Here is a 23,615-nt window from a genome sequence, read left to right as displayed (position 1 = left end):
CTCAGATCGGGCAGAGCGGATACGCTGATGCCTGTGCGGCCCTTGCCGCAGGCCAGCGCAGCTCATAGGTGACCAACAGGCCGTCATGGTCGGACAGCCGTTCGCCGCGAAGCCCGTCAAACATCGCCTCGATCTCCACCGGCACGATGCGGACATCGCGGCCGTCGTCATAGGCCTGCAGGTCCTGGGTATCGAGCCAGGGTTCGTCGCCGTCGAACGACATCTTGGTGGTGCACACTTCGGGCTGGTTCACGCAGAACTCGTGAACGATCGTGTAAGGCTGGGCCTTGGCAAAGGCCTCGAACCGGCCCGGGTCGCCGCGCATGTTGAAGTCACCCCCCATCACCATCGGAGCATCACGCCCGCGTACCCGCTTGAGCAGCATCGCGTTCTCTTCGATCTGATAGCCATGCGCCTGTCGCGCGCGATCCAGCGAAACCCGCGCCGCGCGCTGCGAATTGAGATGGGTCGTCAGCAGCACCAGCGACGATGGCATGTCCGCCACCCGCAGGCTGGCGACCAGCGACCCCTTGTTGGCGAGGCAATCGAATCCCGCACAGGCGCGCCGCGAAAACGGCTCTGCCGCCAGCACGGCCAGCGGCAGGTCCGATGCGATATACAGCCCGCTGTTGAGCAGGCGGCCAAAGCGCTCACCCTTGCTGCGCTTGCGCGCCTTCTTGAACGTCGGTTCGATCTCCGCCGCGACGGCGCCGCGCCGGGTCTTGCGGCCGGGTCCAGACACGATGTTGGCATAGCCTGCCTGCACCAGAACGTCGCGCGCTGCAGGGGTGAAAGCCTCCTGCAGCATCACCACGTCCGGCGCGCTGCCCTTGGCGCGCATCGCCTGCAGCGTCTCGCCTATTCGCTGGAGCGAAGGCCCCCGATTTTTGCGCGCGGGCCATGGCAAACCCTCGACATTGTAGATCAGCACGCTCAGCCGCGCTGCACGCTCGCCCTGGCCGGCGTCATAGGCCTGGGGGATGGCAGCGGGGGCGACGCAGTCCGCATGGCGATCGAGCATGCGGCTGCTTGCACAGCCGGTCGCCACCAGCGCAATTCCCGCGATGCCGGCAAGCCGCAATGCTCGGCCGATGCGTGTGCTCAAAGTGTTTCGGTCCATCGGTTGCTGATAGAAATACGGCCCGCCCAGCGCAACCATTCAGGCCTAACACATCATTAAACCTTGCTGGCTATGCTCGCCCCCAACAGCAGCGGCAGGCAGCGTAACTCCCATGACCAGACCTCTTGAAGACGTAACGGCGATGATTGCCCAGGCACGCAACCTGGGGGCTGACGAGACGATGGCGCTGCGCCGCGCGGTGTGGCCCGATGGCCGGATCAGCGCCCAAGAGGCCGGGATATTGTTCGAGCTTAACCGGGTGAGCAGCGCCCCCAGCCACGAATGGGTCGACTTCTTCGTCGAGGCGATCACCGCCTATCTGGTCGAGCAGGCCGAGCCGCGCGGCTATGTCAGCGACGAGAACGCGGGCTGGCTGATGCAGGCGATCGATCATGACGGCAAGGTCGATACGCTCGCCGAGCTCGAGCTGCTGGTCAAGGTGATCGAACGCGCAGAAAATGTGCCCGACAGCCTCAAGACCTACGCCCTGGAGCAGATCAGGCATGCGGTGCTGCACGGCGAGGGCCCGACGCGTTGCGGCACCGGCATCAAGCCAGGCAGCATCGGCACCGCCGAAGTGCGGCTGCTGCGCCGCGTGCTTTATGCCGCCGGCGGGGCGGCGCCTGCGCACATCAACCGGGCCGAAGCCGAACTGCTGTTCGCCATCAAGGATGCGACGCTGGATGGCCAGAACGCGCCCGAATGGCAGACCCTGTTCGTCCAGGCGGTCAGCCTGCATCTGCTCACCGACCAGCGCTTCCGCGCGCTCAGCCGTCAAGATGCGGCACGGCTGCATGCCTTCATGCAGGACACCTCGCCGAGCATCGGCGGATTTTTCGGCCGGGTCGCCGGCGCGCTGGTCAGCGGCGCGCCGATCGAACTGCTGCCCGAACGCGAGCCCGAACCGGCTGCCGCCCATGAAGCTCCGCTGTCGAAGCGCGAACAGGATTGGGTGCAGGCGATGGTCGATGGCGACGGCAAGCTCGACCCGCTCGAGCGCGCACTGCTCAAGGCGCTGACGCAGGGCTGAACCGCCACTGCGGGCCAAGGGGATTGCGCAGACGCACCAAGGCTGACAGAATCAGCCGGGCAGACCAGGACACACCAGCCCTGATCCATGCCCCCCGGAACCGCCATGCACCATGATGCCGCGCTCGAGAAACTGACCCACGATCATCGCTTCGCCGCAGCCGGTGCGGCGCATAACGAGCGACGGACTTTGTGGGTCGTCGCGCTCACCGCAGTCACGATGGTTGCCGAAATCCTTGGCGGCTGGTGGACCGGATCGATGGCGCTGCTCGCCGATGGCTGGCATATGGGCAGCCATGTTGCCGCCTTGGGCCTCGCAGCCTTCGCCTATCGCTTCGCCCGCACCCATGCGCACGATCGCCGGTTTTCGATGGGCACCGGCAAGGTGGGGTCGCTGACCGGGTTCAGCAGCGCGCTGCTGCTGGGCGTGATCGCGCTGCTGATGGTCTGGGAATCGGCCGGCCGCCTCGCCGATCCGGTCGCGATCGATTATTCCACTGCGATTGTCGTGACGGTGATCGGGCTGATCGTGAACGTGGTCAGCGCTTTCATGCTGGCGGGTGATGACCACGGGCACGGGCATGATCATCATGGCCATGCTCACGATGATGGCCATCACCACCACGACCACAATCTGCGCGCCGCCTATGTCCATGTGATCACCGATGCGCTGACATCGGTGCTGGCGCTGGTCGCATTGCTCGGCGGGCTGATGCTGGGGCTAGACTGGCTCGATCCGCTGATGGGCATCGTTGGCGCCGCGGTCATCCTGTGGTGGGCGCGCGGGCTGCTGCGCGAATGCGCGCGCGTGCTGCTCGACATGGAGGCGGACCCGGCGACGGCCAAGACCATCCGCCAGCGGATCGAGGCCGATGCCGACAACCGCATCGTCGATCTGCACCTGTGGCAGGTGGGCACCGGGCACTTCGCGCTGATCGTCTCGCTCGCCACCCACCACCCCCGCCCGCCCGAGCATTATCGCGGGCTGCTCGCCGGCATCGGCAACCTGTCGCACTGCACGTTCGAGGTGATCCCCTGCGACGACGCCCGCTGCCCGCCCGGCGATGCATCACACGCGTGACAAGCGATCTTTCCGCAAGCCGCCATCGATGCTAAGCGCGCGGCCATCATGAGCCAGTACACATCCGATCTCTTGGCGCTGCTCGATGCGCGCGGCTATATCCACCAGCTGACCGATGCTGCAGCGCTCGATGCGCTTGCGGCCAAGCAGATCGTGCCGGGCTATATCGGCTTCGACCCGACCGCGCCGTCGCTGCATGTCGGCCACCTCGTGTCGATCATGATGCTGCGCCAGTTGCAGAAGGCCGGGCACAAGCCGATCGTCCTGATGGGCGGCGGCACCGGCAAAATTGGTGATCCCAGCTTCAAGGACGAGGCACGCAAGCTGCTGACGACCGACCTGATCGCGTCGAACGTCGCATCGATCAAGCGGGTGTTCGAACGCTTCCTCACCTTTGGCCCTGATGGTGAAGAGGGGGGCCCGACCGACGCCATCATGCTCGACAACGCCGAGTGGCTCGATCGTCTGGAATACATCCCGTTCCTGCGCGACATTGGCCAGCATTTCTCGGTGAACCGGATGCTCAGCTTCGACTCGGTCAAGCTGCGGCTCGACCGCGAACAGTCGCTGTCGTTCCTCGAATTCAACTACATGATCCTGCAGGCCTATGACTTCCTCGAGCTGTCGCGCCGGGCCGACTGTCGTTTGCAAATGGGCGGCTCGGACCAGTGGGGCAATATCGTCAACGGCGTCGACCTCGCCAGGCGCGTGGATGGCACGCAGGTCTTCGGGCTGACGACGCCGCTGCTGACCAACTCCGATGGCACCAAGATGGGCAAGACCGTGGGCGGCGCGGTGTGGCTGAACGAGGACCAGCTCAGCAACCATGATTACTGGCAATTCTGGCGCAATACCGCCGATAGCGATGTCGGGGTCAGGCTGCGGCTGTTCACCGATTTGCCGCTCGACGAGATCGCACGGCTGGAAAAGCTGCAGGGCTCGGAGATCAATGACGCCAAGAAGGTGCTCGCCGACGCTGCCACGACCCTGTGCCGGGGTGCGGAGGCGGCGCAGTCTGCCGCCGAGACCGCGCGCGCGACCTTCGAGCAGGGCCATGCCGGCGGCGACCTCCCGTCGATCCGCGTCCCTGCTGACGGGCTGTCGATCGTCCAGGCGACCACCGGGCTCGGCTTCACCGCCTCGAACAAGGAAGCCAAGCGCAAGATCGAGGAGGGCGCGGTGCGCGTCAACGGCGAGAAGGTTCAAGGATTCGATCATCTGGTGAAGCCTGGCGACACGCTGAGCCTGGGCCAGAAAAAGCATGGCCTGGTGCTAGGCGCGGACTGATCGAGATCCCCGGTTTTGTCTAGGCTTTCCGCCAGCATTTACTCTTTGTTCGCACTTTTGGCCGATGGTGAAGATCAGTCAGTTGTGGCGTAAACGGGTGGTCGATGATGTCCAGAGGAGCTAAACTCGCAGTGGTGGAAAAGCGTCATGCCGCACGCCATGCGGTCGATCATGCGACGATCGCCGAGCATCGCCATCTGGGCGACATCAAGACGCATATCGTCAACATTTCAGCCAACGGCTTCATGACCGAAGGCGAGATGCCGCTGGCCAAGGGCGAGCGGATCACCGTGCGTCTGCCCGTCATCGGGCGCATCGAGGCGCATCTGATCTGGTCGCTCGGCGGTCGCAGCGGCTTCCAGATGGAGCGCGTCATCCGCCTGAACGAGTTCAACGAGATGATCGACGTCCTGGGAGCGAGCACCGGGCCGGGCGGACGGCATTGAGGCTCTGCCAGTCTTGATCCAACAGTACGAATTTCTGCAACGCGCTGATACTTGAGCCAGCCGTTTTCCGGCGTAAGCCGGAATCCAGGGCGACGACAGGGTAACTTCGCCCCTGGACTCCGGCTTTCGCCGGAGAACAGCATTGCGTAAAACCGGACAGCGCTACCCGCCTCGCAACAACTTCGCACCATAATCCCGCTCGAACAAATACAGCGCCACCCGCGCCGCCTGGCCGCGTTCGCTGTCCAGTCCACCGTCGCGGTCCATCAGCAACCGCGCGTCGTCGGTGGCGGTCGGGATCAGCCGCTGCACTTGTTCGGGCGTTGCGATGCGGAACGCGCCATCGCCTGACTGCCGCGTACCCAGCAGCTCCCCGCCGCCGCGCAGCCGCAAATCCTCCTCGGCGATGTGAAACCCGTCCTGGCTCGATCGCATCAGCGCCAGCCGCGCGCGCGCGGTCTCGCTGAGCGCCTTGCCGCGCAGCAGCACGCACACCGATTTCTGGTCGCCGCGCCCCACCCGTCCGCGCAGCTGGTGCAACTGTGCAAGCCCGAAGCGCTCGGCGGCCTCGATGATCATCAGCGTCGCGTTGGGCACGTCGACGCCGACCTCGATCACCGTGGTAGCCACCAGCAGGGCGGTCCTGCCGCTGGCGAAATCCGCCATCATCGCATCCTTGCGCTCGGCGGGCATCTGGCCATGAACCAAGGACACCTTGCCCGGGAAGCGCTCTGAGAGCTGCGCAGCGCGGGTCTCGGCAGCGGCAAGGTCGCTGGTCTCGCTGTCCATCACCAAGGGACACACCCAGTACGCCTGCCCGCCGCGCTCGATATGCCGGCCAAGACCATCGACGATCTCGGACAGGCGTTCATCCGCGATCACCCGCGTTTCGATCGGCTGGCGCCCCGGCGGCAGCTCGTCGAGCCGCGAGACGTCCATCTCGCCATAATGGCTGAGCGTCAGCGTGCGCGGGATCGGGGTTGCGGTCATCGCCAGCAGGTGCGGGGGCGCCCTGCCCTTTTCCTGCAGCATCAGCCGCTGCGAGACGCCAAATTTGTGCTGCTCGTCGATCACCGCCAGCGCTAGGTTGCGATACTGCACCGCATCCTGAAACAGCGCATGCGTGCCGATGATGATCTGGATCGAGCCATCGGCCAGCCCCATCAGCGTCGCTTCGCGCGCGCGGCCCTTGTCGCGTCCGGTCAGCACCGCGAGGCTCACCGGAAGCCCCGAGAGCATCCGCGAGATCGTATCGAAATGCTGCCGCGCGAGGATTTCGGTCGGCGCAAGCAACGCCGCCTGCCCGCCGCATTCGACCGCGCCCAGCATCGCCATGACCGCAACAAGCGTCTTGCCCGCGCCGACATCGCCCTGCAGCAGCCGCAGCATCGGCACTGCCTGCGCCATGTCGCCGGTGATCTCGCCGATGGTGCGCACTTGCGCGCCGGTCAGCGCGAACGGCAGCCGCAGCGCATCGCGCAGATGTCCATCGCCCTGCAGCGCGATCCCCTTGCGCTTGCGGTTGCTCTGCCGGATCAGCGCGAAGGCGAGCTGGTTGGCGAAAATCTCGTCATAGGCCAGCCGCTCGCGGGGCAGTTCGTCCATGCCCTGATGCGCGGTGGTCAACGCCTCGTGCCAGTCTGGCCAACCCTCGCGCGCCTTCAGCGTCGGCTCGATCCATTCAGGCAGCGGCGGCATCAGCGACAAGGCTTGCGCGGCCAGCGATGCGACGCGCTTCTGTCCCAGCCCTTCGGCGAGCGGATACACCGGTTCGGCCTCGCCGATTTCGGCGGCATCCTCAGGGGCCACGACATGATCGGGGTGGACGATCTGCCACGCCTCGCCCCAGATCTCGAGCTTGCCCGCCGCCAGTCTGGTCTCGCCCAGCGGCCAGAGCTTGCGCGCCCAGCCGGGATTGCCACCGAAATAAACAAGGGCAATGTGGTTGCCGATGCTGTCCTCGGCGATCACCCGCGTCGGCCCGCGCCCCGGGCTGCTGCGGTACCCAGTGGCGGTCAGCGCGATGATGATCTGCTCGCCGGTCGCGGCATCATCCGCCGTCTCGACAGAACGCCTGCGGATAAACCCGGTGGGCAGGTGATAGGCCATGTCCTTGACCCGCGAGATTCCCAGCCGCGCAAACGGTTTCTGCAGGCTTACGCCCACGCCCTTGAGGCTTTCGATCTCGGCGAATGCGGGGTTGAGTATATCGGGGCGCATGGCTATCGCAAAAAACGCGGTCACCTTTTGTGCCGCTGGCTGAAGTCTTGCCTCACCTCTTAGGCAGACACGGCCCGACCCGCAAGTTAACCCGCAAGCCAAGGAGCCGAGCGATGGACCGTGATACCAGACTGCGCCGCCTGGCCTTTCGCGCCTGGCACCGGGGCACCCGCGAGGCCGATTTCATGATCGGCGGATTCTTCGATCGCTATGGCAAGGACTGGTCGGACGAAGACCTGCGGTGGTTCGAAACGCTGATCGAGGAGCAGGACGTCGATATCATGGCCTGGGCGATCGGAACCCTGCCGGTACCCGCCGCGTACGAAGGTCCGCAAATGGACGCAATGCGCAAGCTCGATTTCATCGACATCCCCCGCTGAGCCGGACGACAGGCCCCTTATAGACCATGGACAGCATCAGCAGGATTTTGACGGCAGCGACCCCGCTGACGCTGGCAGGCGTGGCGCCCGGTGCGCTGCCGTTGCTGCTCGCCGATCTGGCGCGCGCTGCGGCGGGCCGCGAGTCCGGCGGCCGCGTGGTGTTCATTGCGCCCGACGATGCGCTGATGCATGCGGTGGCGGAAACCGCGCCCTTTTATGCGCCCGATATCGAGGCGATCGAGTTTCCCGCCTGGGACTGCCTGCCCTATGACCGCGCCTCGCCGTCGCTGGCGATCACCGCGCGGCGATTGAAAGCGCTATGGACGCTGCAGCAGCCCGCAGGCGGGCCGCAATTGCTGGTCACCACGGTCAACGCCGTCGCCCAACGCACGCTCACCAAGTTCCGCATCCGCCAGATCGGTGCAGAGCTGAAACCCGGCATGGTGGTCGAGCGCGAGGCGCTGATCGCCAAGCTGATCCGCCAGGGCTACGCACGTACAGACACCGTTGCCGATTCCGGAGAGTTTGCTGTTCGCGGCAACCTGATCGACATCTACCCCGCCGGGATGGACAGCGGCCTGAGGCTCGACTTCTTCGGCGACGAGCTCGATTCGATGCGCGCCTTCGATCCGGGTACGCAGCGCTCGACCGAACGGGTCACGCGGCACATCCTGCTTCCTGCGTCCGAAGTGCTGCTCGACGCCGACAGCATCAAGCGCTTCCGCAGCGCCTATCGCGAGACCTTCGGCGCGAATGCCACCGGCGATCCGCTCTATCAGGCGATCAGCGACGGGCGGCGGCTTGCCGGCATGGAACACTGGCTGCCGATGATCGAGGAGCGGCTCGACACGCTGTTCGATCATCTCGACGGCAACGACATCATCCTGCGCGATGCGGGAGCGGATGCCGCCGCCGAGCAGCGGTTCGAGAGCATCACCGATTATCACGCCAACCGGACGCGCGGAAACGAGGACAAGACAGGCAGCTATCGCCCGCTCAAGCCCACCGCGCTGTATCTGATGACCAAGGAATGGCGCACGCATCAGGCAGATGCGCATGTGCATCTGGTCAGCGGCCATGACGAGCCCGAATCGGCGAACGTGCTGGGACTGGGCTATCGCGCCGCGCGCGATTTCGGTGCCGAGCGCGCACGCGGCGACAACGTCTATACCGCTGCGGTCGCCCATATCGAATCGCTTCGCGCGTCCGCCAAGGGCGCGATCATCGCGAGCTACTCGGAAGGCTCGCGCAGCCGGCTGCTCGGGCTGCTCAAGGATCATGGCCTCGCGCGGATGGCGCTGGCGGGCAGCTGGCAGGAGGCGCTGGGCCAGGCCGCCACCGGCATGGCGGCGATGGTCGTGCTGCCGCAGGACCACGGCTTCGGCACCGACCGCTACGAGCTGCTCTCCGAACAGGATCTGCTCGGCGACCGGCTGGTGCGGCGGCGCAAGAAACGCAAGTCCGCCGACGCATTCCTCGCCGAGCTGCAATCGCTGTCGCAGGGCGATCTGGTCGTCCATATCGACCACGGCATCGGGCGTTACGAGGGGCTGGTCTCGATCCCCGTCGGCAAGAGCCCGCATGATTGCGTGTGGCTGACCTATTCGGGCGGCGACAAATTGTATGTTCCGGTCGAGAACATCGACGTGCTCACCCGGTACGGCTCGGAGAGCGACGGGGTTCCGCTCGACAGGCTGGGCGGCGAGGCCTGGCAGCGCCGCCGCGCAAAGCTCAAGGAACGCATCCAGGCAATCGCGGGCGAGCTGATGAAGACCGCCGCCGAACGCGCGCTTCGCACCGCCGATGTCGCGGAGATCGATCCGGGCACCTATGCCAGCTTCGTCGATCGCTTCCCGTACGAGGAAACCGAGGATCAGGAACGAGTTATCGCCGAGGTGCTCGAAGACCTCGCATCAGGCAAGCCGATGGACCGGCTGGTGTGCGGCGATGTCGGTTTCGGCAAGACCGAGGTCGCGATGCGCGCCGCGTTCACCGCCGCAATGGCGGGGATGCAGGTCGCGATCATCGCGCCGACCACGCTGCTCGCGCGCCAGCACTACACCAACTTCGTCGAGCGCTTCCAGAACTTCCCGCTGATCATCGGCCGGCTGTCCCGGCTGGTGACCGCAGGCGAGGCCAAAGCGACGCGCGAGGGGCTGGCCGCCGGCACCACCGATATCGTCATCGGGACCCACGCGCTGCTCGCCAAATCGGTCGACTTCAAGCGTCTGGGGCTGGTGATCATCGACGAGGAGCAGCGCTTCGGCGTGGTCCACAAGGAGCGATTGAAGTCGCTCAAGGCCAACGTCCATGTGCTGACGCTCACCGCCACGCCGATCCCGCGCACGCTGCAGATGGCGATGAGCGGCTTGCGCGAGCTCTCGGTGATCCAGACTCCGCCGGTCGATCGGCTCGCGGTGCGGACCTATGTCATGCCATGGGATCCGGTGGTGATCCGCGAGGCGCTGCTGCGCGAGCACTATCGCGGCGGCCAGTCCTATTTTGTTGCCCCCCGGATCAGCGACCTCGACAAGCTTGGCGAGTTCATCCGCGAGGAAGTCCCCGAAATCCGCCATATCATGGCGCACGGCCAGATGGCGCCGTCCGAGGTCGAGGAGCGGATGAGCGCGTTCTACGACCGCAAATACGACGTGCTGCTGTCGACCACGATCGTCGAATCCGGGCTCGACATCCCCAGCGCCAACACATTGATCATCCACCGCGCCGACACCTTCGGTTTGGCGCAGCTCTACCAGCTGCGCGGCCGCGTTGGGCGGTCGAAGACGCGCGCTTATGCCTATCTCACGGTCCCCGAGAACCGGGTGCTGACAGAAACGGCGGACAAGCGCCTCAAGGTGCTGGGCGATCTCGATACGCTGGGGGCGGGCTTCCAGCTCGCCAGCCATGACCTCGACATCCGCGGCGCGGGCAATCTCGTCGGCGACGAACAATCGGGCCATATCCGCGAGGTCGGTTTCGAGCTGTATCAGTCGATGCTCGAAGAAGCGATTCTGGAGGCCAAGGCAGGCGGCTTCTCGCTCGACCTGCCGCGCCAGAAATTCTCGCCGCAAATCACCGTCGATGCGCCGATCCTGATCCCCGAGGATTACGTCCCCGATCTGGCGGTGCGCATGGCGCTCTACCGCCGGATGAACGATCTCACCAGCGGGTCGGAGATCGAATCCTTCGCCGCCGAAATGATCGACCGCTTCGGGCCGCTGCCCGAGGCGACGACCAATCTGATCAAGCTGATCGAGATCAAGCAGAACTGCATCAAGGCCTGCGTCGCCAAGATCGATGTCGGCGCGCGCGGCGCATTGGTCAGCTTCCACGACGACAGCTTCCCCGATGTGCCGGGGCTGCTGGCGTATGTCGAACGGCTGAACGGCGTCGCCAAGTTGAGGCCGGACCAGAAACTGATGATCCAGCGGGTATGGAGCGATCCGGCGTCGCGGATCAACGGATTGATCCAGCTTTCCAAGGGATTGGCGGGGATATTGAAGAAGAAGGCGAAGGCGGGCTGATAGCGCCGAGCCTTTACCCGTTCTCCGGCGGAAGCCGGAGTCCAGAAGCGTCTACAGAGCGATCTCGCCACATTCGTATCGCTTGCCCAAACCAGAAAGCGCGCCTTTTTTCGTCACCCCCGCGAAGGCGGGGGTCCCGCTATTTCTGCGGTCGTAGCGCACAAGCGGGATTCCCGCGTTCGCGGGAATGACGAACGGGCAGGCTCACCGCTGTCCCAGCGCATCCCGCGCAAATTGCGCGAACACCTCCGCCTCCATCGCCTTGCCGCGCAAAAAGCCCTGGAAATAGTCGCAGCCTTCCTCGCGCAACGCCGCCAGTTGCGCCTCGCTCTCGACACCCTCGGCGATCACCTTGAGATCGAGCGCCTTGGCCATCGCGATGATCGAGCGCACGATGATCCGGTCGGCTTCCGCGCCGCCGAGATCGCGGGTCATGGCATGGTCGAGCTTGAGGTAGTCGAGGGGCAGGCGCTTGAGGTAGAGCAGGCTGGAATAGCCGGTGCCGAAGTCATCGACCGCAATACACACACCTGCCTCGCGCAGGCTGGCAAATCGCGCCGCGGCCCGCTTCAGATCGGGTACCAGCGCCGATTCGGTCATCTCGAGCGTCAGCCTGCTGGCGTCGAAAGCCGATGCCGCAATCATCGCCAGTTCGCGCTCGGCAAATCCTTGCTCGCCAAGGTCTTCGGCGGTGACGTTGAGCGACAATCGCAGCTTGCCCAGCACCCCGGTCCATGCCGATGCCTGCTCCATCGCGCGCAGCCGGATATGCCGCGACAGCAGCCGGGTGAAATCTGCCTTGTCGGCGATTGCGAACAGCGTGCCCGCACCAATCTCGCCATGCTGCGGGTGCTGCCAGCGGGCGAGCGCTTCGGCACCGGTGATCGCCCCGCTCTCGACAGCGAACTGCGGCTGGAACAGCACCGTTATCTCGTTGCGCTCGATGGCGTGGACGATCTCCTGCTCGAGCCGGTATCCGCTATCTGGCGCATTGTCGGCCTGCCGGTCCGCCCAGCGTACCGGTTCGGCCGCGTTTTCGCGCGCCGCTGCAAGCCCCGCCGAGAGCCGGTCGAGCAGCGACAACGGCGCTTCATCGGGCCGGGCGATCGCCAGTGCCGCACGCGCCGTCAGCCGCAACCGGTGGCCCGCCGCCTCGAGCGGTTCGGAGACGATGCGGAGCAGGCGTTCGGCGATCACCTGCCAGCCGACGCGGTCTTCGGGCGCCACATGCGCGATCAGGAAATCGCCGCCCGACAGTCGCACCGTCAACGCCCCACCGCCCGACAGCCGCGCGCTGTTGCGCACCAGCCGCTGTTCGATCGCCTCCAGCGCGACATCGCCGACACCCGCACCATAAGTGGCGTTGATCGCCGACATCCGCCGCAGTCCGATCAGCATCGCATGCAGCCTGCCCTGCCCGCCCTGCGCCAGAGCGGCGAGGCGCAAATGGAGATTGTGTGTCAGATCGGCATCATTGCCCAACTGGTCGCGCAGCAGCGCCAGTTGCAGCTCCAGTGCTTCCTCGCCGAACGGCGCGACCAGGCTGTGCGTGATGCCGGCAACGCCGCCCGCAAGCCCCGCCGCCTGGCCAGCATCGCACAGCAGCAGGACCGGACCCGAATGGCTGCCCGGCACGGTCGGCACGGCGCCGTTCGCCACCGCGCGCAGATCGATGACCATGAGATCGGCACCGCCCGCTGCCGACAGGTCGAAGCCGGCCGCGTGCAGCGCAGCCTCCAGCCCCGGACCGGGCAGGCCCGGACCGATGCTGCGCCAGCTCGGCCTGTGCCGCGGTTCAGCTATGTTCGTCAGCTTTCGCACCCCCAAGACCCCATCGCCCAAGCGCCAGAACGTGGGCGTCCCTGCCCTCGGTCTTACCTCTGGGTCGCACAACGGGCCGCGTCAAGAATGATTGGCGCGTCAGCCTGGATCAGTTAAGACCCGGTGCATTATCCCTTTAAGGCGCATTTTCATGCCGACTTCGGTTCTCGATCGCAAAATCGCCTTGGCAGTGTCTCCCACCGAGCGCGCGCGCAAGGCAGCGCGCGAGGTCCAGGCCGCGCACGACTGGGCCGCGTTGGAAGATGCGGATATCGTCGTGGTCATGGGCGGCGACGGCTTCATGCTGCAGACGCTCCACCAGATGCTCGAACGGGGCCGGATCGTCCCGGTCTACGGACTCAACCTCGGCACCGTCGGCTTCCTGATGAACCTGTGGCGGACCGGCGACAGCATCCAGCGCCGGCTCGAAAAGGCGCAGGCGTTCGAGGTGCTGCCGCTGTCGATGACCGCCACCACCATGGCGGGCGAGCGGGTGACCTACCCGGCAATCAACGAAGTCTCGCTGCTGCGCGAAACCCGCCAGACGGCCAAGCTTGAAGTAAGCGTCAACGATGCGGTGCGAATCAGCGAGCTGGTTTGCGACGGCGTGCTGGTGGCGACGCCTGCAGGCTCGACCGCATACAATCTCTCCGCCAGCGGGCCGATCCTGCCGCTGGGTTGCGGCATGCTGGCGCTGACCCCGATCAGCCCGTTCCGTCCGCGCCGCTGGAAAGGCGCGCTACTGCCCGATTCCTCGCGCATTTCGCTGCGCGTGCTCGAACCCGGCAAACGCCCGGTCAGCGCCGTGGCAGACCAGCGCGAGGTCCGCGATATCCGCGACATCCAGATCGCCATCGACCCCAATCGCCGCCTGTCGCTGATGTTCGATCCCGGCCACAGCCTCGACGATCGCATTTCCGCCGAACAATTTATCGTCTGATCTGCCATGCAGACGCTTGCCAAACCAAAAAACCCGGTGCTATAGGCGCGCTTCCTCTGGAGGGCCTGGCCTTCCTCGAGGGCAAAGGGCATTCCCCGATAGCTCAGCGGTAGAGTAGGTGACTGTTAATCACTTGGCCGTAGGTTCGAATCCTACTCGGGGAGCCACTTACCTGTCGCAGCAGGTCGCATAGGGTCGCAGAGCCCTTGCAAAACCTCTGAAATCACTGGATTAATCGACGCATGTTGTCGCATCGAGTCGCATTCCAGCGCATCGCAGTCCGGGGTATCGAACGGGGTATCGGTCCGGATACCCCATGCTGACGGACAACGCCTGCAGGCAGGCCAAGCCGGGTCCGAAGAATCGCAAGCTTTCCGATTCCGGTGGCCTCTATCTGATGGTGCTGACCAGTGGCACGAAGTCCTGGCGCTGGAAGTACAGCTTTCGCGGCAAGGAAAAAACCCTCTCGATCGGTCTGTATCCGGAAGTGTCGTTGCGCGACGCGCGCAGCGCGCGCGACGAGGCGCGCCGGCTACTGCTCACCGGCGGCGACCCATCAGCCGAGAAGCGCAGGCAAACGTCGAACCGCACTCAGATGCCTTCGGACAGTTTCGAAGCGCTGGCGGAAGCCTGGCACAGGTCACAGTCGGCAGGATGGAAGCCGCGATATGCGGCCGAGATCCTGCGCCGTCTGGAGAACAACGTCTTTCCGGAGATCGGCAGTGCCCGGGTCAACGAGATCACGGCGCCGATGGTACTCGAGGTCATCAGGAAGATCGAGCAGCGCGGCGTGCTCGAGATGGCGCACCGCGTCCGGATGCATATGTCGGACGTCTTCGTCTGGGCGATCGCGTCGGGGCTGGCGACATCGGATCCTGCAGGAACGATCCGCAAGGCGCTGGAGCCGCGGACCGGCAAGCTGCGGCCGGCGATGATCACGATTGCGGGCGCGCGCAGCGTGCTGGTGGAAACCGAGAAGCTGAAGCGCGCCACGTCGACGGTGCTGCTCGCCTCGCGGCTGCTGGCGCTGACCGCAGCCCGGCCAGGCGTGGTGCGGATGGCGGAGAAACACGAGTTCGAGGATCTCGACGGCGACAGCCCGATCTGGCGGATCCCTGCAGTCAAGATGAAGCTGACGCGCGAGCGAAGGATCGACGCGAGCTTCGAGTTCATCTTGCCGCTGTCTCATCAGGCCGTGGCGACGGTTCGCACAGCGTTGGCGATCGCGCCGCAAACGCAATGGCTGTTCGCGGGGATTGGCGATCGCCGCCAGCCGATCACGGATTCGACGATCAGCAGGCTGTATCGGCTGGCGGGCTTCACCGGCCGGCACGTCCCGCACGGTTGGAGATCCAGCTTCTCGACGATCATGAACGAACGCGCAGCACGCGAAGATCGCGAACGCGATCGCGCGATCATCGATCTGATGCTGGCGCATGTGCAGGAGGGCGTCGAGGCGGCATACAACCGCGCAGCCTATATGCCGCGCAGGCGCGAGATCGCGCAGGCCTGGGCGGATATGCTGATGGAGGGAGTGTCGCCCCCGGGATCGCTCATCGCCTGAAACACAGGGAGAGCTGGGGCCGCGTCAGCGGCTTTGGCTGTTTCTGGGAGATCGCGTCATGAGCGCTGGATCGATGGGGGGCAGCGTCTCAGCCGGACGCGCGATCGGCGACGTCATCGCTGGCGCGGAATTCACCAAGACACGCCGCACGGGGCAGCCGGTCTGGCGCAACAGCTATTACGAGGGGCAGATCGAGAAACGGCTCTGGCGCCCGGTGGCGGACGGCACCAGGCGCGGAGGCCGGCGCTATGCCGGCGCCGTGCTCAAGAGCGCGAAGGAACTTGAGCGCAAGACGCTGCGCGCGCGCCAGAAGATGAGCCCTGGCTGCCGCAATGGCGCGCTGGGCAGCATCGCGATCGAGGTGCTCGAGGCGCTGTACCTCAACTTCGTCGATTACAAGTCCGGCCAGCTCGAGCCCGCAGTCGCGACGATCGCCGAGAAGATCGGGCGGTCCTATTCGGCCGTGCACGCTGCGCTTAAGCGTCTGCGCAATGCGCAATTCCTGCACTGGATCAGGCGCAGCCGGCCGATCGACAACGCCGTGGGTCCCCAGGTCGAGCAGATTACAAACGCCTATGCGCTCGATGTGCCACCCGAGGTCGCGCAGATGGTCCGTCAGTTGATGGGGAGGTCGCCGCTGCCCGATGATGCCCGATGGGAGCGGGAGCGCCAAGCAGCTGAATGGGACGCCATGGTGGCCACCCTCTCGGCCGAGAAGTACCTGCAGGACATCTGCCCGGTCGACGGCCGCATGGGGGAAACCTTGAAATCCATCGCCACCTTGTTGGATAGGCGCGAATCTTTCAGTCGCAGAGAAACCGGGAGCAGGGTTATATAGTGTGGCTTCGCCACGCGCATTTACTGCCCCCGAACCCCGAAACCGATTGTAAATCCATCAGTGCCGTGAAAACCCTCACCGGCGCGCAGGGGCGGCTGTGCCGCCCGGGCTTTCCAGGGGGCAGAGAGCAAGCCTTGTGCCAATCGGCACCGGCCTGCTGCCGCTAGAAACGAGCGCCAGGCCGGGTATTACGCGGCCAGCAGCTCACCCCAGCGATCGAAGATCGCAGTTCGCTGATCGATCATGCCCGATCGGTTATATGCGGCCTCGACCTTGTCCTTGGAACTGTGCGCCAGCGCGCGATCGATCGCCGCGCGGAAATCCGGGCCCATGTCATCGTTGAGGATGGTCGAGAAGCTCGATCGCCATCCGTGCGGCACATGGCGCCCCTGATATCCCCCGCGCGCGATCAGCGCACCGATAGATCCCCTGCCGATCGGCGCCGCGCCACCGGCGCCGGCGAAAACGAGTTGATCCGGATCGATCAACCTTCCATCCGGCTGGCCCTGAATCTCGGCCGCGGCGACCAGAACGGCCAGCGCCGGCGCGCTCAGCGGCACCAGGTGCGCGAAACGCGCCTCCCCCTTCTTGGCGCGTGCCAGCTTCATCCGCGCCGGCGGAACTCGCCACGCCGGCCGGCCGGTGTCAGCGCAATCCCATTCGATCTCGCCCCAGCGCATCCCGCGCACGGCATCAAGGCGCACCGCGGTCAACGCCAGGAATTGGGACGCGAGACGAACGTGCAAATTTGCACGTGCAGATTTGCATGCAGCCAGCAGCGCGCGGCAATCATCGATATCGATCAGCGCCGGGTGTGGCTGCACCAATGCGGTACCTGCCATCGCGCGACCAAGCTGAGCGGCCGGATCGGCCGCGACCAAATCCTGCGCGATGCCGAAACCGAAAACGGCCGAAAGCCGCTGGCGCAACCGCGAGGCTGTCGCCTTGCAGCCGCGCGCTTCGACAGCGCGGATTACATTCAGCAGCTCGGACGGCCGGATATCGCCGATCGGCATGCCGCCGATCGCCGGGAAAACATCACGCTCGAGCCCGGCGATGACATCGTCGGCATGCGCCGTCGACCAGCGCGCCAGATTATGCGCATGCCAGGCGCGGGCGATATCGGCGAAGCTGCGCAGCTGCTCGAGCTGACCGGCGCCGCGCGCCAGATCCTGCTTGGCCTGGTCGCGCGCTGCGCGCGCCTGGGCAAGGTTGACGTCCGGAAAGCGACCCAGCGTCTTGAGCTGCTCGCGGCCGGCGCGGCGATATTTCAGCCGCCATGATTTGGTGCCCGCCGGCGTTACCAGCAGGAACAGCCCGCCAGAATCGTAGAGCTTGTAGGCGCGCGATTGCGGCTGCGCGGCCTTCGCCGCGGCATTGGTCAGCATGATGCCACCTTTTTCTTGAAGCCGGGAAAATGGTTCCGCGAACGCGGAAAAACCGCAGAAATCAGCCGTTTTCTTATTCAACGGCATTCGCGATTGATCCGGATAATCCCTCCGGATCAATGATCGGTCGAAATGGCAGATTTGCGCGGCTTTCGGTCGGTTTAAAAAGGGCCGATACCCCCACCGGTACCCCCAGATGATCGACCGTTGAACATGCTGCGAATGCCGCCGACCTGACCAGGCAAGCGCATTGACGCAATGAGAACGTAATGAGAACAAGGGCGCATGACGCGCCGCCGATTCGCCATCGTGACCTTCGATCCAGATCGTATCGAGAAGATCGAGACGAACGCGGATGGGCAGACATTCGCCTGGATCATGCTGCGCGCGCTGCAGGGCTATGACTATCCCAAGGAACGCGGCATCATCAACATCACGCTGATGGACCAGCTCCCGAAACGCGACCAGTGATCAGTTGGTCGACCATCTGGCGTGCGCCCGCGCGATCTTGATATGATATTCGTTGGCGGCGAAGCCCTGGCCATTGTAGCCGCGGGCGAAAGGCACGCAGGCGGCATGCACGTTGCTGATCTGGCGGAGCGCCGCCAGCAGGTTGCTGTTGCGAATGAACGCTGCGAACGCGTCGAGGTGCGCACGCTCGCTCACCTTCATCGCATCCCAGAACGCCTCGACGGTGTCGAAGCCGGCGAGCTTGTGGTTGAAGCCCATGATCTGCGCGCCGCCGACCGATGCCGATCGCAGCGCTGCGCGCCTGTCCAGCTGCATCGCCTTGTTGAGCCGCAGCCACTCGGCCGGACCGCCGACATACAGCTTCTTCTCCCACCGGGCGGACGACAGATTGGGGTGGCTGGCGCGGAATCGTCCACCGGTCTCTCGATCGAAGATATGCGCCTCGAACAGGATCTTGGGCAGGTGCGGCCCGTCGATGAAGCCACCGGGCCCATCCGCAGCCAGGATGTCCGCGCGCACGTCGGTAAACCACCCGCCGCCGCTCTCGACCTCCCATACCGCGCGGATCTGCGCGACCGTGCAACCGAGCGCGCGCGCGGCCTCTGCAAAGTCGGCCGGTGTCAGCCCGATCTGGCGCACAGCATTAACCGGCAACGCCGGGGCCATGATGCCGAGGCCGGCGTCGATCGCCGCGTCCAGGCGGTCGACCTGCGCCTGCTGCAGCCTGCCGAACATGTCGATGATGGCGGCGAAAACCGGCTTGCGGTCAAATGCGATCATTGCCTCACTCCTTTGGTGCGATCGAGCTCGTGCTGAATTTCGCGCGGCAGCTGAGTGACAGTCGGAGCGAATGCGATCGCCAGCGCCACCGGCACCGCCCCGCAAATCGTGCTGCACACCAGCGTCAGCCTGTCCGCCTCGATCCGCACCCGCTCGATCGCGGCGAGATTGTCGCGGGAAATCATGCTCATTTCGGCCTCTGGTCAAAAAGCATGGTAAGTCGCTGATCGAAGTTTTGGACCGTGACAGCGACTGCCGAGAGCGAACCGGACAAGGCCTTGTCGGATTCCGCCCGCGCTTCGTCGGCTTTTGCGCGGGCGAGATCACGCTCGGCAATCTGAGCAGCGACTTTGTTCTCCCGCCACACAAGATAGCCGATCATCAGACCCAATGGCCCGAACTGACCGAACATGGCGATAAGTTCAGGCGTCATCGGACTGTCCTTTCGAGATGCTTTTTCATACGAAGCCCAACTGCTCGACTGCCGCGCGGCCATACCGGTTGAGTTCGTAAATCCCCGGATGGTTGCCCGCCGCAACGATGTTGGTGGACCCCAGCGCCTCAGCCGGAACGCCCATGCCGCCGAGATTGCGGTCATCGGCGATGGCGGCGAAGCTGACGAAAGCCGCCCCCGCATCATACGCCGCCGCTTCCAGCGCGGAGGACGTGTATCGCCAGTCCGTCACGCTCTCGCTCGCGTTCGGGCGCGGGCAATCGATCACGACGCAGGCCGTGCCCACATCGCGGAATTGCCCGATCATGTTGACGATGTTGCCATAGGTCGTCGCCTGACCGAGTTCGTTCATACCGAATGCGATCGCAACCGCGTCGAGATCGGCGGCAAGCGGAACCGCGATCCTGGCGGGCCAAAGCCCGTTGTTGTCACTGTTCGCACTGGTCGTGCTGCCGATCCCGAAATTGGGGTATTCGACGACTTCGCTCCCGGCGAGTTCATCCAGCACCGCCTTGATCGACCAGTTCCAACCGATCTTGGTATGCACGGCCCCGGACCCGTCGCCGAAATCGTACAGCGGCAACAGGGCCAGCGTGTCGCTCGGGTATTGCGAGAAATACACCGATCGCCTGTCGCGCCACTCCCCGTTGGCGGCATAGCGGACGGCGTCATCCGATGGCGCGCCGGTCTGCAAAGCGGTGATACTGTCGCCATAGCCGCCCCATTTGATCGGCTCGCCGCGCATGGCCTTGCCCAGCAAGCGACGAAGTATGGCGCGGTTGCGCGCGACATGTGCCGCGTTGCTGCCCTCTTGTCCGATCCTGATCAGCCCGCGAAACTCGGCGCAGTTCGCAGCAGTTGCCGAGCTATCGCTTCGCACCAATGCCCGTGCCAGCAAAATCTTGCCTGCGGGCGTGTCGGGCAGATATTCGATCGCATCGAGTTGTTCGTCGCGCTCCGGTGTTGACTCAGTGGTAACCTCGCCGGTCAATCGGTCGGCATAGGCTGCGAAAATTCGCTCTTTCCCGCTGGCGGGCGGGCTGAGCAGAATATTTTCGGAAACAGGAATGGTGTTGCCGTTGTCGTAAAGGCTTCCGAACAGCGTAAGGTTGGTGCCGCTGATAGAAACACTGACCTGGCGGCTGCGGAACGGGTCTGTCTTGACCGTCGAAACCCCGGTGTCGAACAGCTCGGTCGTAACGGCGAAAGCCGGGCGAATACCGATCAAGGGTGTGGTTTCCCAAAGATCATCCGGCTGACCGCTAAAGCGATACCACCCGTACTGATATTGTTGGGTCGCGCCGGACACAGGACCATGCGAGAGATTGTTGTATTGCGGTACGCCCGACCCGTTCACCGCCACCACATCGAAAATCAGCAGCGTTCCAGCAGGCGCGAACTGCCCGCCAAGCGGGATCTGCGCGACGCCACCGACGCCCGACACCAGTCCGACAGACGCCAGCGTAAACTCGCGTTCGTCGATGATCGTATCGCCCGCATTGCTAGGTTGAGAATTCAGCCAGGCATCGCTGTCGAGCCGACTGGATCGCTTGACTATGATCTTGGTCGCAGCGCTGCTGTCGAACGTGAAAGGCACCGAGAGCGTGCCGAGCGGCGTGTCGGCGGGCACGTCTTCGCCGGCCATGATCGCCACCGCGAGGTTGGTGCTGTCGCCAGTGTTGTAGTTGCCGGCTGCAGGGCGATCCACAGCGATGCTGGTGATCGTTTCGAAGCTGGCGTTGATCTTCGCCTGGGCGAGAGTAAGCGGCGCAAGAATGGCGCCAGCAGCGGCCACGCTTTCCGCCGCATCAGCTGCGCGGGCTGCCGCGTCATCAGCGAAACCACGCGCGGCCAGGGTGTTGGGGTCGAACAGGTCGAACGAAATTTCCTGATTGAACAGGCTGATGGTAAATTCGTTGCTCATGCCGTGACCCTTCCTATGAACTGCACCGGCCCTGCGGCGATGGTATCGACCAACCCGCCCACCGTGATCTTGATGTCCCAATAGAATTTGGCGACCAGGCCGGTTTCCGCAGCCGCAGGAACCCCGCCGGTCTCGCTGTCGGTGATGTTCAGGGGGATGAGGGTGTCGCCGCCGGAATAGACCGGCGTACCCACCGTGAAGCTCAGCAGCGGATCGCCGGCGCTGTCAGGCAGGTTGCGCACCTCGGCCGCGATCGCCGCTGCCGAATAGTCGACGTTACGGAAGCGAAGCGTCAGCACGTAATCGCGGCCCCTGAACACCTGCAGCGGGATCCATGCCTTGCGCGCAGCCTGCACGGCTACGCGGTATTCTGCTTCGTTCATGTCGAGCCTTTCGAGATCAAGGAATCGGACCGCCACCGGATCCCGGAGGTCCGGCGCCGCCACCCGTCGTCGCGCCGCCGCCCATGGCAGGCGTGGTGACGTAGCCGACGAAATGGCGGTCGGGATGTGTCGGCGAGTTGAAGGCGTCGGCCGTCACGGTGGTGGCCTGATAGGTCACCGCCCCGCCCAGCCTGTCGCCGTCATCGTAAAAGACCAGATAGGCCGTCGAATAGGCCGCACCAGTGATGCTGCCCGGGTCGCAGACCACGGTCCTGTCGGCATAGATGCGGTCGTGCACATCGATCTCGATCGTCGCATCGCCGCCGGCATCGATCGCAGACACCGGGTTGACGCCGCCGACGCCGCCCGCATTGGCCACCGAGCTGTTGGCGATCAGGACCGAGCCGTAGCCGTCCGGGTTCTGATTGTTGCCCGCAGCGATGTCGAGCTCCTCCGGGCTGGTCACGGGCGAAGCCGCAGGGCCGGTTCCGGTTTGTGCCAGCGCCCAGGCATCGACGCCCGGGTCACGCGGCATGAAGCTCATGCTCACCTCGCCGGTGTCAGGCGCCACCGATCGGCTGACCAGGATTGCCGGCACCATGTCCAGGTCGTGGTCGCCAATATCGATCGTCAACCCGTCGCCAGGGTCATAGGTGCGAAACTCGGGCTTCAGCACCAGCTGGATCAGCCCGGCCTCGCGTTCCTCGGCAATTTGGTATGCGCCCAGCTGCGCAGCCTGGTTGGCGTTCTGGACCAGCTTGAACTGCTGCTCGAGCTCCTTGGGCTCGCCGTCTTCGTCGAGCCACTCTTCCCGGCTGATCGGCGCGGACTGGACATAGTCCCATTTGTTCGCTGCCGATCGCCAGGCCGGGATGATCGTGTTGCGCCTGCGCTTCCAGCTCTGGTTCGAGGCGCTTTCGCTGTCCGGCCTGGCCAGGTCGTCGGCGGTGATCGTGCGCAGCGACACATGCGGGCGCTGCCAGCGCCACCTCAGCATGCCGCCCGCCAGCACCGGCTCGCATCCGCCAGCCTGGCAGATCCATTTCAGATTGCCCCATTTGTCGCCGGGCTCGTAGATCGTGCCGCCGAGCTTCCAGTTGTTGGCATCGCACAGGTTCGCCCAGGCGACGGCGCCGGCGACGTCGATCGACGCATCGCCCAGGTCGACGCCGAACACCTTCTTGCCATTGGCGTACCGGCCATAGGCATAGGTCAGCGCGTGCAGCGCCGGATTTTCCGAATAGACCCACGTCGACTCGTCATCGATGCGGCAATCGCCCGCGCCACCCGGATAGGTGTCGTCCAGACGCGGGTCATAAACCCTGACCCCTCGCCAGATCGCGCCGAACTGCGGCTGCCCGCTGGCGAAGCGCTCCCCTTCCTTGTCGAACAGCAGCGAGAAGCCGATCGCGCCATGGCCGGAAAGCTTGTAGTCTGCACCCCAGCTCGGGCAGCCAGCCCATTGGGGTGCCAGCGCGCTGCTCTCTGGCGTCGCGCCCAGCTGCACGTCGGCATAAAGGAAGCCCGAATAGAAGCCTGTTGCGGCATTGCCGCTGAACGGGATCTCGACGAAATCGCCATAGATGCCCACCAGCGCTGCCAGCGGACCACAGATCGACGCGGTGCACGCGCGGAAATAGTACGGGTTCTTCACCTTCTTCAGCGGCGCACCCCAACCCGCCTCGTGCACGATCGACATGCCCGAATATGTTTCGCCCATCAGATAGGGAGCCGGCAGATTAGCGCCGATCGTCGTTTCGTTGACCGCCCCTTGCGCGGGAGGTGGTTTGGCCGTCACCGCCGCGCCGACGCTTGCTGCAGCTGCAGCGACGGATGCGAGCGTACCGATCTTGGTCAGCAACGCCGCGGTCGCCACGGACCCGACACCGAGCGTGCCTGCTGTGAGCGCAATGGCGCCGACGACGCCTGCGACGATGCCGACGACCTTGAAAACCTTGGACACGG

General features: G+C 64.9%; 20 protein-coding genes and 1 tRNA gene. 11 read left to right on the top strand and 10 right to left on the bottom strand.

The annotated features are described in order from the left end of the window. Position 1: 1 nt before the first annotated feature. Complete coding sequence (locus ACK4R0_RS13335) at positions 2–1,105, bottom strand: endonuclease/exonuclease/phosphatase family protein (RefSeq protein WP_409674737.1); 1,104 nt, start codon at positions 1,103–1,105, stop codon at positions 2–4. Positions 1,106–1,232: 127 nt separating this feature from the next. Here ACK4R0_RS13335 and ACK4R0_RS13330 point away from each other — a divergent pair, with 127 nt between their 5' ends. The 4 genes from ACK4R0_RS13330 to ACK4R0_RS13315 all read left to right on the top strand — a co-directional run bounded on the left by ACK4R0_RS13330 (position 1,233) and on the right by ACK4R0_RS13315 (position 4,963). Beyond that, positions 1,233–2,150: a hypothetical protein gene (locus ACK4R0_RS13330; protein ID WP_409674734.1), complete on the top strand. Its 918-nt coding sequence runs from the start codon at positions 1,233–1,235 to the stop codon at positions 2,148–2,150. Positions 2,151–2,255: 105 nt separating this feature from the next. Further along, positions 2,256–3,230, top strand: a complete 975-nt coding sequence (dmeF, locus tag ACK4R0_RS13325) for a CDF family Co(II)/Ni(II) efflux transporter DmeF (protein WP_409674731.1) — start codon at positions 2,256–2,258, stop codon at positions 3,228–3,230. Between the two features lie 48 nt (positions 3,231–3,278). Continuing rightward, positions 3,279–4,517: a tyrosine--tRNA ligase gene (tyrS, locus tag ACK4R0_RS13320; protein ID WP_409674728.1), complete on the top strand. Its 1,239-nt coding sequence runs from the start codon at positions 3,279–3,281 to the stop codon at positions 4,515–4,517. A 107-nt stretch (positions 4,518–4,624) separates the two neighbouring features. After that, positions 4,625–4,963 carry a PilZ domain-containing protein gene (locus ACK4R0_RS13315; protein ID WP_409674836.1) on the top strand — a complete coding sequence of 113 codons (339 nt, stop codon included), beginning with the start codon at positions 4,625–4,627 and terminating at the stop codon, positions 4,961–4,963. Positions 4,964–5,125: 162 nt separating this feature from the next. Here the strand turns inward: ACK4R0_RS13315 and recG are convergent, their stop codons facing one another. Further along, positions 5,126–7,183, bottom strand: a complete 2,058-nt coding sequence (recG, locus tag ACK4R0_RS13310) for an ATP-dependent DNA helicase RecG (RefSeq protein ID WP_409674725.1) — start codon at positions 7,181–7,183, stop codon at positions 5,126–5,128. 113 nt (positions 7,184–7,296) lie between these two features. Here recG and ACK4R0_RS13305 point away from each other — a divergent pair, with 113 nt between their 5' ends. Both ACK4R0_RS13305 and mfd read left to right on the top strand, forming a co-directional pair. After that, positions 7,297–7,563, top strand: coding sequence for a succinate dehydrogenase assembly factor 2 (locus ACK4R0_RS13305; protein WP_409674722.1), 267 nt, complete (start codon positions 7,297–7,299; stop codon positions 7,561–7,563). Positions 7,564–7,589: 26 nt separating this feature from the next. Beyond that, positions 7,590–11,087 carry a transcription-repair coupling factor gene (gene mfd, locus ACK4R0_RS13300; RefSeq protein WP_409674719.1) on the top strand — a complete coding sequence of 1,166 codons (3,498 nt, stop codon included), beginning with the start codon at positions 7,590–7,592 and terminating at the stop codon, positions 11,085–11,087. Positions 11,088–11,291: 204 nt separating this feature from the next. On the opposite strand, the gene ACK4R0_RS13295 is transcribed toward mfd, so the two are convergent. Further along, entirely contained in the window at positions 11,292–12,908 is a 1,617-nt protein-coding gene (locus ACK4R0_RS13295) for an EAL domain-containing protein (protein WP_409674716.1), read from the bottom strand. Positions 12,909–13,059: 151 nt separating this feature from the next. Between ACK4R0_RS13295 and ACK4R0_RS13290 the strand changes: the two genes are divergently transcribed. The 4 genes from ACK4R0_RS13290 to ACK4R0_RS13275 all read left to right on the top strand — a co-directional run bounded on the left by ACK4R0_RS13290 (position 13,060) and on the right by ACK4R0_RS13275 (position 16,250). Next, on the top strand, positions 13,060–13,848 hold the full coding sequence (locus tag ACK4R0_RS13290) for an NAD kinase (protein ID WP_409674713.1): 789 nt from the start codon (positions 13,060–13,062) through the stop codon (positions 13,846–13,848). Positions 13,849–13,940: 92 nt separating this feature from the next. Continuing rightward, a tRNA-Asn gene (locus ACK4R0_RS13285) sits at positions 13,941–14,015 on the top strand. A gap of 149 nt (positions 14,016–14,164) precedes the next feature. Further along, positions 14,165–15,412 carry a tyrosine-type recombinase/integrase gene (locus ACK4R0_RS13280; protein ID WP_409674710.1) on the top strand — a complete coding sequence of 416 codons (1,248 nt, stop codon included), beginning with the start codon at positions 14,165–14,167 and terminating at the stop codon, positions 15,410–15,412. A 73-nt stretch (positions 15,413–15,485) separates the two neighbouring features. Continuing rightward, complete coding sequence (locus tag ACK4R0_RS13275) at positions 15,486–16,250, top strand: hypothetical protein (RefSeq protein WP_409674707.1); 765 nt, start codon at positions 15,486–15,488, stop codon at positions 16,248–16,250. 188 nt (positions 16,251–16,438) lie between these two features. Here the strand turns inward: ACK4R0_RS13275 and ACK4R0_RS13270 are convergent, their stop codons facing one another. Next, positions 16,439–17,638, bottom strand: coding sequence for a tyrosine-type recombinase/integrase (locus tag ACK4R0_RS13270; RefSeq protein WP_409674704.1), 1,200 nt, complete (start codon positions 17,636–17,638; stop codon positions 16,439–16,441). A gap of 285 nt (positions 17,639–17,923) precedes the next feature. Here ACK4R0_RS13270 and ACK4R0_RS13265 point away from each other — a divergent pair, with 285 nt between their 5' ends. After that, positions 17,924–18,109: a hypothetical protein gene (locus tag ACK4R0_RS13265; RefSeq protein WP_409674701.1), complete on the top strand. Its 186-nt coding sequence runs from the start codon at positions 17,924–17,926 to the stop codon at positions 18,107–18,109. On the opposite strand, the gene ACK4R0_RS13260 is transcribed toward ACK4R0_RS13265, so the two are convergent. Genes ACK4R0_RS13260 through ACK4R0_RS13235 form a run of 6 tightly spaced genes read right to left on the bottom strand, consistent with a single transcriptional unit; the run spans position 18,110 to position 23,613 of the window. Next, positions 18,110–18,889 (bottom strand): N-acetylmuramidase family protein, encoded by a 780-nt coding sequence (locus ACK4R0_RS13260; protein WP_409674698.1) that lies wholly within the window; start codon positions 18,887–18,889, stop codon positions 18,110–18,112. Then, a complete protein-coding gene (locus ACK4R0_RS13255) occupies positions 18,886–19,080 on the bottom strand; it encodes a hypothetical protein (protein ID WP_409674695.1) in 195 nt (64 codons plus the stop codon). Before ACK4R0_RS13255 ends, ACK4R0_RS13260 begins: the two co-directional genes overlap by 4 nt. Beyond that, a complete protein-coding gene (locus tag ACK4R0_RS13250) occupies positions 19,077–19,322 on the bottom strand; it encodes a hypothetical protein (protein ID WP_409674692.1) in 246 nt (81 codons plus the stop codon). Before ACK4R0_RS13250 ends, ACK4R0_RS13255 begins: the two co-directional genes overlap by 4 nt. 25 nt (positions 19,323–19,347) lie before the next feature. After that, positions 19,348–21,267 carry an SGNH/GDSL hydrolase family protein gene (locus ACK4R0_RS13245; RefSeq protein ID WP_409674689.1) on the bottom strand — a complete coding sequence of 640 codons (1,920 nt, stop codon included), beginning with the start codon at positions 21,265–21,267 and terminating at the stop codon, positions 19,348–19,350. Further along, positions 21,264–21,650: a hypothetical protein gene (locus ACK4R0_RS13240; RefSeq protein ID WP_409674686.1), complete on the bottom strand. Its 387-nt coding sequence runs from the start codon at positions 21,648–21,650 to the stop codon at positions 21,264–21,266. The genes ACK4R0_RS13245 and ACK4R0_RS13240 overlap by 4 nt, the downstream gene beginning before the upstream one ends. Before the next feature lie 16 nt (positions 21,651–21,666). Next, complete coding sequence (locus ACK4R0_RS13235) at positions 21,667–23,613, bottom strand: hypothetical protein (protein WP_409674683.1); 1,947 nt, start codon at positions 23,611–23,613, stop codon at positions 21,667–21,669. Positions 23,614–23,615: the final 2 nt, after the last annotated feature.

This window comes from Blastomonas sp., from assembly GCF_046294995.1.
GTDB lineage: Bacteria > Pseudomonadota > Alphaproteobacteria > Sphingomonadales > Sphingomonadaceae > Blastomonas.
The sequence above is the reverse complement of the archived record's forward strand: the minus strand, read 5'-3'. Positions and strand labels throughout refer to the sequence as shown.

Excerpts from the sequence above, each read along its gene's own strand:
- ACK4R0_RS13330 (WP_409674734.1), top strand. The coding sequence starts at position 1,233 with ATGACCAGACCTCTTGAAGACGTAACGGCGATGATTGCCCAGGCACGC.
- dmeF (WP_409674731.1), top strand. The coding sequence starts at position 2,256 with ATGCACCATGATGCCGCGCTCGAGAAACTGACCCACGATCATCGCTTC.
- tyrS (WP_409674728.1), top strand. The coding sequence starts at position 3,279 with ATGAGCCAGTACACATCCGATCTCTTGGCGCTGCTCGATGCGCGCGGC.
- ACK4R0_RS13315 (WP_409674836.1), top strand. The coding sequence starts at position 4,625 with ATGTCCAGAGGAGCTAAACTCGCAGTGGTGGAAAAGCGTCATGCCGCA.
- recG (WP_409674725.1), bottom strand. The coding sequence starts at position 7,183 with ATGCGCCCCGATATACTCAACCCCGCATTCGCCGAGATCGAAAGCCTC.
- ACK4R0_RS13305 (WP_409674722.1), top strand. The coding sequence starts at position 7,297 with ATGGACCGTGATACCAGACTGCGCCGCCTGGCCTTTCGCGCCTGGCAC.
- mfd (WP_409674719.1), top strand. The coding sequence starts at position 7,590 with ATGGACAGCATCAGCAGGATTTTGACGGCAGCGACCCCGCTGACGCTG.
- ACK4R0_RS13290 (WP_409674713.1), top strand. The coding sequence starts at position 13,060 with ATGCCGACTTCGGTTCTCGATCGCAAAATCGCCTTGGCAGTGTCTCCC.
- ACK4R0_RS13280 (WP_409674710.1), top strand. The coding sequence starts at position 14,165 with ATGCTGACGGACAACGCCTGCAGGCAGGCCAAGCCGGGTCCGAAGAAT.
- ACK4R0_RS13275 (WP_409674707.1), top strand. The coding sequence starts at position 15,486 with ATGGGGGGCAGCGTCTCAGCCGGACGCGCGATCGGCGACGTCATCGCT.
- ACK4R0_RS13270 (WP_409674704.1), bottom strand. The coding sequence starts at position 17,638 with ATGCTGACCAATGCCGCGGCGAAGGCCGCGCAGCCGCAATCGCGCGCC.
- ACK4R0_RS13265 (WP_409674701.1), top strand. The coding sequence starts at position 17,924 with ATGACGCGCCGCCGATTCGCCATCGTGACCTTCGATCCAGATCGTATC.
- ACK4R0_RS13260 (WP_409674698.1), bottom strand. The coding sequence starts at position 18,889 with ATGATCGCATTTGACCGCAAGCCGGTTTTCGCCGCCATCATCGACATG.
- ACK4R0_RS13255 (WP_409674695.1), bottom strand. The coding sequence starts at position 19,080 with ATGAGCATGATTTCCCGCGACAATCTCGCCGCGATCGAGCGGGTGCGG.
- ACK4R0_RS13250 (WP_409674692.1), bottom strand. The coding sequence starts at position 19,322 with ATGACGCCTGAACTTATCGCCATGTTCGGTCAGTTCGGGCCATTGGGT.
- ACK4R0_RS13245 (WP_409674689.1), bottom strand. The coding sequence starts at position 21,267 with ATGAGCAACGAATTTACCATCAGCCTGTTCAATCAGGAAATTTCGTTC.
- ACK4R0_RS13240 (WP_409674686.1), bottom strand. The coding sequence starts at position 21,650 with ATGAACGAAGCAGAATACCGCGTAGCCGTGCAGGCTGCGCGCAAGGCA.